Source organism: Roseateles noduli (genome assembly GCF_050626985.1).
Classification (GTDB): Bacteria; Pseudomonadota; Gammaproteobacteria; order Burkholderiales; family Burkholderiaceae_C; genus Roseateles; species Roseateles noduli_A.
In genome coordinates, this window is sequence record NZ_CP192463.1 from 2476048 (window position 1) to 2487687 (window position 11640).

Below are 11640 nucleotides of genomic sequence, written 5' to 3' on the forward strand. Positions count from 1 at the left end.
CCTACTGCAACGCGATGAACGCTGCTTGTATGCTCCACGTCCAATAAAACGATCCAGGGAGTGAGGCATGGCCGCGGCCATCGAACCGTCGTCCGCGACGGCCATCGGGCGTTGGGAAAACGTCCGTCGACAGTTGGGCGAGCGCCTGTCCAGGAATCTGCTGGAAGAAGTCTCCCGCGAAGACCTGATCGCGACCCGGCGCCTTCGCGTGCGGGTGTCCGGTCGCCTCGCCCTGGCCTATCTGCTGGCCTTGCTGGTGCACGGCGCCGGACTCGGCGCAGGCGTGGCGGGCGTGATGCTGCTGGCGGGTCCCTGGAGCAACCTCTTCATCCCCCTCGGCGGTGTGGCGCTCATGCTGTTGTGCATCGCCGCCCGTCCCCGCCTCCCGCAGGCCCCCGACCACCTTCTTTCGCGCGAGCGCTTTCCCGCGCTCCATGCGTTGAGCGACCGGATCGCGGCTGCGCTGGGCGCGCGACCGGTCGACGGCATCGGCGTCTGCGCGGACTTCAACGCCAACTACCGCGTCGCCGGCTGGCGGCGGGAGCGCTACGTCGAGATCGGCAGCCCGCTGATGGCGATCCTGACGCCGGCCGAGCAGGTGGCCCTCCTCGCCCATGAGCTGTCGCACGGCGTGAACGGCGATCCGCTGCGCGGCCAGTTCCTCGGCCATGCGGTCGCCACGCTGACGGCCTGGGGGACGGCAGCAAGACCGCTCGCCATCGGTCAGCTCGGACAGGGCATGGCGGCCGGGCCGATCGTGTCGCTGGTCGGGCTGCCGTTCGAACTGATGATGCTCGCCGTCTCCGAGCTTCTGTTTGCGGCGGCCCGCGCCATGCTCTGGCTGGTGATGCGTGAATCGCAGCGCGCCGAGTACCTGGCCGACCTGCTGGCGGCAACGGTGGCCGGCTCGGCGGCGATGCGCGGCGTCCTGGAGAAGACCTATCTGGACGAGGTCGTCGATGCTGCTGTCCGCGTGCATGCGCTGACCACGCCGCACGACGCGATCGAACCGGCAGTGCGAGGCGCCGCCGCGGCGGTCAGCGCCGCCGAACTCGATGCGCATCGCGCGACGTCCCGGTCTGAGTCCTGGCGGACGGACGCGAGTCATCCACCGACCGCGATGCGGGTCGATCAGCTGCTCCGGCGGGAGGATCGGCCGCCCACGGTGGCATTGCTTCCCGCCGACGAGCAGGCGCTGGCTGAAGAAGTCAGTCGCCTCCTGCAGATGTCGCAAACCACGCTCGTCGGGCGCAAGCTCGAAGCGATCTACGGATGAGCAGATCTTTCCCATTCTGGCTGGCGGCCTGGGCGACGACCATCGCGATGACCTCGGCGCACGCGGGCGGACCGGACGTTCAGAAGCCCCTCCACTGCGACCGGGTCCTGCGACCGCATGCGCCGATCGACGCCAGCGGCCAGCGCGTGTCCGGCGAGATCACGGTCGATGCGCGCTTCGTCCGCGGCCGCGTGGACACCGTCGACTTCCGTGACGGCCGGGCCGATCTGCTGCTGGCCGCGCAGACCAAGCTTAGGGAGATGCGCTGCGAGAAGCTCGCGGAGCCGCGCACGCTGCGGATGACGCTCGCCTTCTCGGGAGGCGAGCAAGACCTGTCCCCGCCTCTCAAGGTCGGTCGCAACGCCGTGCAGTCCCACAACACCTTCATCCGCGAGCATTTCCCCACGCGGGTGGATGCGCTGTTCACCCTGCCGGCGATGGATTTCCAGGCCTACGGGGACATCGGCATCCTCGACGACGCGCCGGTCGAACTGGACTCGGAAGCAGCGCTCTACGCCGGCACGTTCAAGGTCAAGCTGATGTTCCTGCTCAACACTGACGGCACGGCCTCCGACTTCCTGGTCATCTCGGACGCGCCGAGCGCGTTCCACAAGCTGTGCATCGCGGCCATGAAGCGATCCAGGTTCGTGCCGGCCACCTACGCCGGACTGCCGATCCCCGCGATCGTGGAGCGGGAGTTCGTCTTCAACATGGTGGATGACCTGGACATCTGAGATCCAGCCCCCCCCCCAACATGCCCACCATCCTCACCCACGCCGTCATCCCCGTCGCCGCGCGACTCGGGCTCGGCAAGCCGCTCGTCTCCAACCGGTTGCTGGCGGCCGGCATCGCCGCCTCGGTGATCCCGGACCTTGACGTCATCGCCTTCCGCATCGGCATCCCGTACGCGGATGCGTTCGGACATCGAGGGGCTTCGCACTCTCTGGTCTTTGCGCTGCTGATGGGGCTGATCGCGTTCCTGTCGGCGCGGGCACTGCGGGCGCCGCGCTGGTGGGCTTTCGTCTTCGTCGCCCTGTCCGGCCTGTCCCACGGCCTGCTGGACATGCTCACCGACGGCGGCCAAGGCGTCGCGCTGTGGTGGCCGTTCTCAGAGGAACGCGTCTTCTTCTCCGCGCAGGTCATCGAGGTGTCGCCGCTGAGCTTGAAGCGCGTGCTCAGCGGGCGGGGCTGGGAGGTGCTGCAGTCGGAGCTGGTGTGGGTGTGGTTGCCAGCGTTGGCTGCGGCCATCGCGATCGCGGTCGGAGTGGCCGCATGGCGCCGTCGGCGCGTTTGACCCGGCTTGATCGGGTCTGATCGGATCGGCACCAAACCTGATCGCCGCCGCACCGGCGGCGTGAGGCTCTCCCGCTAGGATCGATTCATCCCTTCACGAGGAATCGATTTGAAGCCGAGCACGATCCACGCCCCCGACGGGTCCGCGCTGGCCCGCGAGCTTCACATCCGCCCCGGCGTCGGTGTCGCGGCTCACGTGCTGCAAGGGCGCGGCCTGCAGATCCTGCGGATGCGCGTCGATCTGCCCGCACTGATCCTTGTCGATCGCGGCATCAAGACCGTCAAGCCGGCACGCGGGGCCAGCGTGCGTGCGCAGCCCCGGCAGGCCATCCTGCTGAGCGGCAACCAGACCGTCGACTTCACCAACCTCGTCGCCGAGGGAACGCAGTACGAAGCGCGTTGGCTGCTCTTCGATGCCGAGTTGCTTGACGACGCGTACTACGCGGCTCGCGTCGCTCAGCACGAGCGAAGGGGCACACCGCCTTCCCCGGTACGCTTGCTGTCGAAGGTCCGGTCCGGCCTGTCCGACGCCTTCGAACGCGCCCGGCAAGCACTGGCACCTGACCCTGCATGCCCGATGCCATCGCACGTCAGCGCGTGCTGGAGGTGATGCATTGGTTGTTGGAGGACGGAGCCGTGCTGCGATCCGCGCCCGTCGATGCCAGTGTCTCCATCAGCGTGCGCGCGTTGATCGCCGGCCGGTTGGATCACGGCTGGACAGCCTCTCGCGTCGCCGACGCGCTGGTCCGGCATCGGTGGCGCCGTGCCGACGTTCCCACCGAATCTGCCACTCTCCCCCGGTATGCTGCGCGCCCAGGACAACACGGCGACTGGACCGGAGGAAGCACTCGCGATGCAATGGTTGAAGCAATTGCTGGCACGCCGGCCTTCCCTGCCGGCCCCTGCGCTGGTGAACGGCTTTCCGGCGCCATGGAACCTGGACCGTCCCAGCATTCACGGTCACCTGGCCGATTTCGCCCTGGAGGCTGGAGGCCGGCTGCCAGACGCAGCCCTCCCGCTCCCCGATGAAGCGCTGATCGCCAGCCGCAGCGGCTCGACGCTGCGCTGGGCGCCGGGCGCGTTCGACGGCGCGTTCGGTCATCACGCCAGCCCGTCCGACGGCCTCTCCGCCGACCAGGCGCTTCGCGCCTTGGCGTCGGCCTCGACGACCCGCTCGCCCGAGCACGTCAAGGACTTCTACGACCTCGTCAACGACGACCGCGTGTTGAGCCTCGTCGACCCGTTGCTGGAGGCGGTGCAACAGTCCGACAGCCTCGATGCCGACGCGGTCCGTCTGTTCGCGCGATGGCTGATGTGCGAAGCGCCGGACAGGTCGCCGGTGAAGGTCGGCATCGCCCTGCTCGGGCTGATACAGCCTCAGCAGGACACCGCCCCGCTGATGCGGTTGGGCCTGCATGATGAATTCACCCTGTACGTCGCCGTCGCGCTGAGCAACTCCCTGCCGACGGACGAGGCGGAAAAGGCCCTCTGGACGCTCGCGCGCAGCGTGGACGGCTGGGGACGCATCCATCTCGTCGAGCGGCTGTCCAGGACCGGACGCGCGGACCTCAAGGCCTGGCTGCTGCGAGACGGCTACAAGAACTCGATCATGGTCGAGTACCTCGCCCATCCCTGCGCCAACGGCGGGAACCTGCTGGCGGCGTTGCAGGCCGACACGGTCGACGACGCCTTGCTCCACGGCGCGGGCGAGATCCTCCAGGCGTTGATCGCCGGCGGCCCCGTGGCAGACATTGGCGCCTACGACGACGGCGTCGAGGCCGTCCAGCGTTTCCTCACCCACGTTGCCGGCCGCACGTCACCCCCGCTGACGATCTACCTCGCGGTCTCCGCCATCGCCGACTTTGTCGTTGACGCGGATCCGGCGCGCGAGGACCTGGCGGCTCAAGGGTGGCTCCCGGAGCGCCGCGCCGCGATCGGCGCGAAGGCCGCCGAAATCCTGGCCGCGCCGCGGTGGCAGGCCTTGACGATGACGTCGCTCGACGCCGAGGACGGCGAGACCTTCTGGACCGCGGCCACGGTGGCGGAACACCTGGGCCTGGACATCTGGGACACGCGCCTGGAACGGCAGCGCCTCGGCAAGGGTCCGCAATGGTTCTGGCTGATGCGCAGCACCGACCCGACCCGCATCGACCGCGCGCTGGCACTGGCGCTCATCCAGATCGACCTGGCGTCGATCGCGACGGGACCCGGCAACGAGACGGGCCTGGGCCCGGCGTTCGCGCAGCACTCGGCGCTCGATTGGATCCTTCAGGAGCTGGGCCGCTTCCCCGGCAACGGCGAGACCTTCATCGCCGCCGGACTGCGCAGCCCGGTCATCCGCAACCGCAGCATGGCCGTGCGCGCACTCCAGGCCTGGGAACGGTCGGCGTGGCCCCCGGAGGCGCTCGCGCAGTTGACGCAAGCCCATCGCGACGAGCCCGCCGCGGACCTCCGCGAACGCATGGGCGCGCTGCTGGTCTGATCACGGGTTCCAGCGTTGGTCTACCTCGGATGAGACCTTCAGCCCAGGCGGGTTCCTGCCGATGCCATGACAGGACCTCCGCCTTTGCGGCGAGGCTTTCGCCTCCTCAACCCCGACCATGAACATCTCCCCAACCTCGACCCTCAGCGCCTTCAAGCCACCCGCCGACACCGGGCCGGCAAGGCCTGGCACCGCGCCCAAGGGCCCCGCCGCCGCGTTGCTCGAAACCGGCCTGCAGGCGCAGCTGATCAACAAGGACACGACGATCCCTCAGGCGGTCAAGGATGAGAAGCTGAAGGCGCTGTCGCCCAGGGCGCAGCAGGCGCTCGCAATGGCACAGGCCGAAACGGAGGCGGCCAGCAAGAGCGACCTGGTCGATTCGACGGAAGGTGCGGCGGACCCGGCGACGGGGTCCGAAGTCGACGGGCCCTCAGCGGAGGGATCCGCGGACGACGCCACGTCCGATGGCACCGCTGCGCCCGTCACCTACGACGGCGCGGTCGGCAAGGCACCGCAAGAGGCGCCGGACCAGGCCAAGGGCGTCCTGGTGGACGTTCAGGCCTGACCCCTCGGAAGCTCAGCGCTTCTTGACGATCACGCTCCCCACCGAGTACCCCGCCCCGAACGAGCAGATCACCCCCAGGTCGCCCTGCTTGAGGTTGGCGCGATGCTCGTGGAACGCGATCACCGAGCCGGCCGACGCCGTGTTCGCATACGTGTCCAGGATCAGCGGCGCGATCTCCGCGCCGGCTTCGCCGCCGACCAGCTTCTTGATCACCAGCTGGTTCATGCCCAGATTGGCCTGGTGCAGCCAATAGCGGCTGACGTCCGTCGGCTGGATGTGCAGCGACGCAAGGTGGTTCTCAATGTGCGCCGCGGCGATCGGCACCACTTCCTTGAAGACCTTGCGGCCCTCCTGGCGGAAGGTCTTGTCCCGACCGTCGGGATCGCTGTCCTCGGCCTTGTTCATGAAGCCGAAGTTGTTGCGGATGTTGTTGGAGAACTGCGTCGCCAGCTTCGTGCCCAGGATCTCCCACTGCTCCGGCGCCGTCGCCAGATCGGCGCGCTCGACCACGATCGCCGTGCACACGTCGCCGAAGATGAAGTGGCAGTCGCGGTCCTTCCATTCCAGATGCGCCGACGTGATCTCCGGATTCACGATCAGCACGCACTTCGACGCGCCCGAGCGCACCGCGTTGTACGCCTGCTCCAGCGCGAAGGTCGCCGACGAGCACGCCACATTCATGTCGAAGCCGTAGCCGCCCGCGCCCAGCGCCTGCTGGATCTCCACCGCCATCGCCGGATAGGCGCGCTGCATGTTCGCCGCCGAGCAGAACACCGCGTCCACGTCCTCGGGCTTCTTGCCCGCCGCCGCCAGCGCCTTGCGCGACGCGTCCACCGCGATCTCCGCCATCAGCGACAGCTGGTCGTCCGCCCGTTCCTCGAAGCGCGGGTACATGCGCGTCGGGTCCAGCACGCCTTCCTTCTCGATCACGTAGCGCTGCTTGATGCCCGAGGCCTTCTCGATGAACTCCACGTTCGAGTGCACCAGCGCCTCGCGCGTGCCGGCGGCGATGGCCTCGGCGTGCTCGGCGTTCTGCAGGTCCACGTAGCGGTTGAACGAGTCCACCAGCTCGGCGTTGGTGATGACGTGCGGGGGCTGGTAGAGACCGGTGCCGCTGATGACGACGGAATGCATGTGGCTTGTCTTCTGATGTCGCCCGTTGCAGGGCCAAGGGGGCGAAGTTTAGCGAACTGCGCCCAAAAGCCCCCGATCGATGCATGCTGCACCGCAGCGCGGCAGCGGCACCCCGCAGCACGCGTAGAATGGGTCACCGGGCCCAAATTTTGGGACTCGGTTTTTTTTTGGCCGGGTCCCAAGTCAAGCGCTCGCAGCCCAGGGCGTGCACTGCATCAACGCAGCCCGACTTTGCGACTTTGGACCATGGAAATCTTTGACTACGACAACATCCTGCTGCTGCCGCGCAAGTGCCGCGTGAACAGCCGCAGCGAGTGCGACACCTCCGTCGAGTTCGGCCCCCGCCGCTTCAAGCTGCCGGCGGTGCCCGCGAACATGAAGACGGTCGTCGACGAGTCCATCACCGAATGGCTGGCCGCCAACGGCTACTTCTACGTGATGCACCGCTTCGACCTCGATGCGATCGCCTTCGCCCGCACGATGCGCGACAAGGGCCTGCTGGTCTCCATCAGCGCCGGCGTCAAGGAGGCGGACTACGCCCTCATCGACCGCCTGGCCGCCGAGGGTCTCGGCGCCGACTACATCACCATCGACATCGCCCACGGCCACGCCGATGCCGTGCAGCGCATGATCGGCCACATCAAGCACAAGCTGCCCGACACCTTCGTCATCGCCGGCAACGTCGGCACGCCTGAAGGCGTCATCGACCTCGAGAACTGGGGCGCCGACGCGACCAAGGTCGGCATCGGTCCGGGCAAGGTCTGCATCACGCGGCTGAAGACCGGTTTCGGCACCGGCGGCTGGCAGCTCTCGGCGCTGAAGTGGTGTGCCCGTGTCGCGACCAAACCGATCATTGCCGACGGCGGCATCCGCCATCACGGCGACATTGCCAAGAGCGTGCGTTTCGGTGCTGCGATGGTGATGATCGGCTCGCTCTTCGCGGGTCATGAGGAATCGCCGGGCAACACGGTCGAGGTCGACGGCAAGCGCTACAAGGAGTACTACGGCTCCGCGTCCGACTTCAACAAGGGCGAGTACAAGCACGTCGAGGGCAAGCGCATCCTCGAGCCCGTGAAGGGCCACCTCGCCGACACGCTGCGCGAGATGGAGGAGGACCTGCAGAGCTCGATCTCCTATGCCGGCGGCCGCAGCCTCGGCGACCTGCGCAAGGTGAACTACGTGGTCCTCGGCGGAGAAAACGCCGGCGAACACCTGTTCATGTAAGCCAAGGCCCGCAGTCCACCCGCATGCCCCAGGCCCGCGGACAGCGAGCGCTGGTGGGGCCGAAATGATGCGAGGGGTTCCCGGAGGGATGCCCCTCGCGTCGTGGAGTGCCCGCGCCAGGCCTCCCGCAGGAGTGCCCGCGCCAGGCACGCAGGAGTGCCCGCTCCAGCCCTCCTGCAGTTCAGGGGGCGAAGCGCCCCCCGCCCCTCCCGCTATGATGCCGCCCGTTGGTGCTCGCGCCCGGCTCCCTGCCGGCGCAGTTCAACGGGAATCAGGAGGGGCCGCACCCGCGCGGTCGTGGCCCCAACCTGAGCTGCCCCCGCAACGGTAAGCGGAAGGCGCGCCTCTTCTGAAAGCAGAAAGCGCGCGGCTCGTGTCTGAAACCACTGGACGGTCGTCCGGGAAGGCAACACGGGTTCATTCTTCCGACAGCCCGGATACCGGCCAACAGGCGGATCGTCGTCGTGCTTCCAGGAGCACGGCGCGTCCATTCCGCATGCGGCCGCGGGGAAGCGGCCGTCTGCCGCTGCTCATCCGATTCCGACATGCAAGCCTCTTCTCCCCGCGCCGCGTTGCGCGCTGTCGCCCGTGCTTCGGCGACCGCGCTGCTCGCCCTGCCCGCCCTGTCCATCATCGTCCCGTCGAGCGCGTTCGCGCAGTCGTCCCTCGATCCCGTCGTCGTCATCGGCACCCGCGAGCCGCAGGCGCTGAGCAAGAGCGTCGCCGACGTCGTCCTGATCGACCGCGACACCCTGCGCGACAGCGGCGCCGCCAGCGTCGAAGAGGTCCTGCGCCGCTACGCCGGCCTGCAGGTCCTGCAGAACGGCGGTCCCGGACAGACCGCCGGCTACCTGCTGCGTGGCACCAATACCAACAGCACCATCGTGATGATCGACGGTCTGCGCGTCGGCTCGGCGACGCTGGGCCAGGCGGCCTTCGAGTCGATGAGCCTCGACCAGATCGAGCGCATCGAGGTGCTGCGCGGTCCCGCCTCGGGCTTGTACGGCTCGGACGCGGTCGGCGGCGTGATCCAGATCTTCACGAAGCGGGGTCAAGGTCCGCTGAACATCACCGCCGGCGTCGCCGTCGGCGAGTACGACTCGCGCAAGGCGGACTTCGCGCTCAGCGGCGCGCAGGCCGGCTTCGACTACGCGGCCAGCATCGGTCGCGAGACCAGCGACGGCGTGTCGTCGATCCGCCCGAACGACATCAACGGCTACTACAACCCCGACCGCGACGGTTTCCGCCGCACGTCGGCCACGGCGCGGCTGGGCTTCACGCCGGCCGAGGGGCATCGCATCGGCGTCAGCGCCTCGCAGAACAAGCTCAACGCGCAGTACGACAGCGCCAATTTCAATCCGCCGGATTTCCTGCCGGATGCGTCGCCTGACTTCCGCAACCGGCTCACGACCCGCGTGGTCAGCGCCGATTACCGCGGCACGCTGTCGCCGATCTGGACGACGACCGTGCTGGCGACGCACGGCATCGACGACTCGCGCTCCGGCGCGCCGGATCCCGTGCCGTTCAAGACGACCCGTGATCAGGCCACCTGGCAGAACGCCCTGCGCCTGGCGCCGGACCAGCAATTGCTGCTCGCCTACGAGCATCTGTCGGAGAAGGCCGAAGGCGTCGTGACGGATGCGCTCAAGCGCAACAACAACGCCTACATCGCCGGCTACACGGGCCAGTTCGGCGCGACCTCGCTGCAGGCCAACCTGCGCCGCGACGACAACTCCGCCTACGGCGGCTTCACGACCGGCACGCTGGGCGCGAGCTACGCGATCACCGAGACCCTCAAGGTGCGCGCCCTCGCCGGCACCAGCTTCCGCGCGCCGACCTTCAACGACCTGTACTTCCCGTTCTATGGTCGTCCGGACATCCAGCCCGAACGCGGTCGCAGCATCGAGTTCGGCGTGAACTGGCGCTCCGGCGCCAGCAGCGCCTCGGCCACGGTGTACCGCAACAAGGTCCGCGACCTGATCGTCTACAACCCCGATCCCACCGGCACCGAATGCCCGGCGGGCTTCTTCGGCTGCGCGGACAACATCGGTCGCGCCAAGCTGCAGGGCGCGACGCTGTCCGGCGCGCATCGCTTCGGCAACCTGAGCCTGACCGCGACCGTCGACTTCCTCGACGCGCGCAATGTGGAGACCGGCGCGCGCCTGCCGCGCCGCGCGGCGCATCAGGAGAGCGTCTCCGCCGACTACGACACCGGCGTGTGGAGCGTCGGCGCGTCGCTGACGGAAGTCGGCGCGCGGCCCGATGTCGGCGCGCAACTCGGCGCCTACGCGGTGACGGACCTGCGCGCGACCTGGCGCTTCCTGCCGCAATGGCGACTGGAGGCCAAGGTCCTCAACGTCGCCGATCGCGACGTGCAGCCGGTCTACTCGTACCAGGGTCTGGGCCGTCAGGCCTGGGTCGGGGTGCGGTACGACATGAAGGGCTTCTGAGCCGCTCGAAGACGCATGAGGCTGACTGAGGCCGCATGAGTCGCATGAGGCCGCGCGACGAATCGCTCGCGCGGCCCTTCAATCGCACCCTGCTTGACTGGTAGCGATGCCACTGCGGCATCCATCACGGCGCCTCCCCCCGACGCGGGGGACGCATTCGCGCGAAAGCCACGCGCGCGCCCTTTAGCATCCCGCCCCTTCAGCAACAAGCACGACAAGTCGGGGAGTGAGTGATGGCGCGGATTTCGAAGTCCTGGGGACGCGGCGTGATGGCCGGTCTGGCGGCGTTGGCCGTCGCGGGGCTGCTCAACGGTTGCGGGGGCGGCGGCGACGATGACTGCGAGGTCACCGGCGAACGCGCCGACGTCTACTTCACGCCCAGCGTGCCGCTCACCGGCCAGGTGGCGCAGGACGCGCTGACCTACAAGCTGAACCAGCGCAATACCTGGACGCTCCAGGCGCGCGGTATGACGCAGGCGTGTCTCAAAGGCTTGAAGGTGGAGGTGCGCGATCCGCAGTTCGGGCTGCCGGCCGGCTTCACGCTGAACGAGACGACAGGCACGATCGAGAGTCCGGTCATGACGCGCCCCATCGAGGGCACGTGTTTCCTCAACGTGACCAATGCCAACGGCACGACGACGCAGCACAGCGCAGCCTCGATCAACCGGGTCTGCCCGGCGGACTACAAGTTGATGGAACGCGTGACCGCGGTGATCGTCACTTCGGACCGATACAACCAATCGACGCGCGTCGTGACGGCCGTGGCTTTCCAGCCGGCGCCGTAAGGCGCGGATCCTGCGTCAGGATGCCGGGCGCGCGGCGGTGCATTCGATCTCGACGCGCGCGCCCAGCGCCAGCCCGTTGCAACCGAACGCGCTGCGCGCCGGCAGCGGCCGGTCGCCGAAGAACGCGCGATAGACCTCGTTGAAGACGCCCCACTCCGCCATGTCGGCGAGCATGACCGTGCAGCGCATCAGGTGCTCGACGCCGAGGCCTTGCGCCTGGAGCGCGGTCTCGATGTTGCGCAGCGTCTGGAGCGCCTCGGCGCGGATGCCGCCTTCCACCAGCTCCAGCGTGCCGGGCTTGTTGCCCAGCTGACCCGACAGGAACACGAACGGCCCGAAGGCCGTGCCCTCGGGGAACGGGACGCTGGCGGGGAGGACGAGGCCGCTGTTGAAGCGATGGATGGTGTCGTGTGTCGTGCTCATCGAAGGCT

General features: G+C 68.4%; 11 protein-coding genes and 1 riboswitch. Of the genes, 9 read left to right on the top strand and 2 right to left on the bottom strand.

What is annotated here, in order from left to right:
* Positions 1–67 precede the first annotated feature (67 nt).
* The 6 genes from ACQ4L4_RS10825 (at position 68) to ACQ4L4_RS10850 (ending at position 5616) form a co-directional block, all read left to right on the top strand.
* Positions 68–1276 carry a M48 family metalloprotease gene (locus ACQ4L4_RS10825; protein WP_431104233.1) on the top strand — a complete coding sequence of 403 codons (1209 nt, stop codon included), beginning with the start codon at positions 68–70 and terminating at the stop codon, positions 1274–1276.
* Positions 1273–2010 (top strand): hypothetical protein, encoded by a 738-nt coding sequence (locus ACQ4L4_RS10830; RefSeq protein ID WP_431104234.1) that lies wholly within the window; start codon positions 1273–1275, stop codon positions 2008–2010. Before ACQ4L4_RS10825 ends, ACQ4L4_RS10830 begins: the two co-directional genes overlap by 4 nt.
* Positions 2011–2030: 20 nt before the next feature.
* On the top strand, positions 2031–2570 hold the full coding sequence (locus ACQ4L4_RS10835) for a metal-dependent hydrolase (protein WP_431104235.1): 540 nt from the start codon (positions 2031–2033) through the stop codon (positions 2568–2570).
* A gap of 108 nt (positions 2571–2678) precedes the next feature.
* Complete coding sequence (locus tag ACQ4L4_RS10840; RefSeq protein WP_431104236.1) at positions 2679–3179, top strand: hypothetical protein; 501 nt, start codon at positions 2679–2681, stop codon at positions 3177–3179.
* Positions 3180–3422: 243 nt separating this feature from the next.
* A complete protein-coding gene (locus ACQ4L4_RS10845; protein ID WP_431104237.1) occupies positions 3423–5051 on the top strand; it encodes a hypothetical protein in 1629 nt (542 codons plus the stop codon).
* 118 nt (positions 5052–5169) lie between these two features.
* Positions 5170–5616, top strand: coding sequence for a hypothetical protein (locus tag ACQ4L4_RS10850; RefSeq protein ID WP_431104238.1), 447 nt, complete (start codon positions 5170–5172; stop codon positions 5614–5616).
* 12 nt (positions 5617–5628) lie between these two features.
* Here ACQ4L4_RS10850 and ACQ4L4_RS10855 read toward each other — a convergent pair whose 3' ends face one another.
* Positions 5629–6750 carry a beta-ketoacyl-ACP synthase III gene (locus tag ACQ4L4_RS10855; protein WP_431104239.1) on the bottom strand — a complete coding sequence of 374 codons (1122 nt, stop codon included), beginning with the start codon at positions 6748–6750 and terminating at the stop codon, positions 5629–5631.
* A 246-nt stretch (positions 6751–6996) separates the two neighbouring features.
* Between ACQ4L4_RS10855 and ACQ4L4_RS10860 the strand changes: the two genes are divergently transcribed.
* The 3 genes from ACQ4L4_RS10860 to ACQ4L4_RS10870 all read left to right on the top strand — a co-directional run bounded on the left by ACQ4L4_RS10860 (position 6997) and on the right by ACQ4L4_RS10870 (position 11209).
* A complete protein-coding gene (locus ACQ4L4_RS10860) occupies positions 6997–7974 on the top strand; it encodes a GMP reductase (protein ID WP_431104240.1) in 978 nt (325 codons plus the stop codon).
* 211 nt (positions 7975–8185) lie between these two features.
* Positions 8186–8437, top strand: a riboswitch (cobalamin riboswitch).
* Between the two features lie 82 nt (positions 8438–8519).
* On the top strand, positions 8520–10424 hold the full coding sequence (locus ACQ4L4_RS10865) for a TonB-dependent receptor domain-containing protein (protein WP_431104241.1): 1905 nt from the start codon (positions 8520–8522) through the stop codon (positions 10422–10424).
* 233 nt (positions 10425–10657) lie between these two features.
* Positions 10658–11209 carry a hypothetical protein gene (locus tag ACQ4L4_RS10870; protein WP_431104242.1) on the top strand — a complete coding sequence of 184 codons (552 nt, stop codon included), beginning with the start codon at positions 10658–10660 and terminating at the stop codon, positions 11207–11209.
* Between the two features lie 15 nt (positions 11210–11224).
* Here ACQ4L4_RS10870 and ACQ4L4_RS10875 read toward each other — a convergent pair whose 3' ends face one another.
* Positions 11225–11632, bottom strand: coding sequence for a RidA family protein (locus tag ACQ4L4_RS10875; protein WP_431104243.1), 408 nt, complete (start codon positions 11630–11632; stop codon positions 11225–11227).
* Between the last annotated feature and the right edge of the window lie 8 nt (positions 11633–11640).

Bases quoted from the DNA above. Each gene is read 5' to 3' on its own strand.
- ACQ4L4_RS10845 (WP_431104237.1), top strand. From the start codon at position 3,423: ATGCAATGGTTGAAGCAATTGCTGGCACGCCGGCCTTCCCTGCCGGCC.
- ACQ4L4_RS10855 (WP_431104239.1), bottom strand. From the start codon at position 6,750: ATGCATTCCGTCGTCATCAGCGGCACCGGTCTCTACCAGCCCCCGCAC.
- ACQ4L4_RS10850 (WP_431104238.1), top strand. From the start codon at position 5,170: ATGAACATCTCCCCAACCTCGACCCTCAGCGCCTTCAAGCCACCCGCC.
- ACQ4L4_RS10860 (WP_431104240.1), top strand. From the start codon at position 6,997: ATGGAAATCTTTGACTACGACAACATCCTGCTGCTGCCGCGCAAGTGC.
- ACQ4L4_RS10865 (WP_431104241.1), top strand. From the start codon at position 8,520: ATGCAAGCCTCTTCTCCCCGCGCCGCGTTGCGCGCTGTCGCCCGTGCT.
- ACQ4L4_RS10830 (WP_431104234.1), top strand. From the start codon at position 1,273: ATGAGCAGATCTTTCCCATTCTGGCTGGCGGCCTGGGCGACGACCATC.
- ACQ4L4_RS10825 (WP_431104233.1), top strand. From the start codon at position 68: ATGGCCGCGGCCATCGAACCGTCGTCCGCGACGGCCATCGGGCGTTGG.
- ACQ4L4_RS10870 (WP_431104242.1), top strand. From the start codon at position 10,658: ATGGCGCGGATTTCGAAGTCCTGGGGACGCGGCGTGATGGCCGGTCTG.
- ACQ4L4_RS10835 (WP_431104235.1), top strand. From the start codon at position 2,031: ATGCCCACCATCCTCACCCACGCCGTCATCCCCGTCGCCGCGCGACTC.
- ACQ4L4_RS10875 (WP_431104243.1), bottom strand. From the start codon at position 11,632: ATGAGCACGACACACGACACCATCCATCGCTTCAACAGCGGCCTCGTC.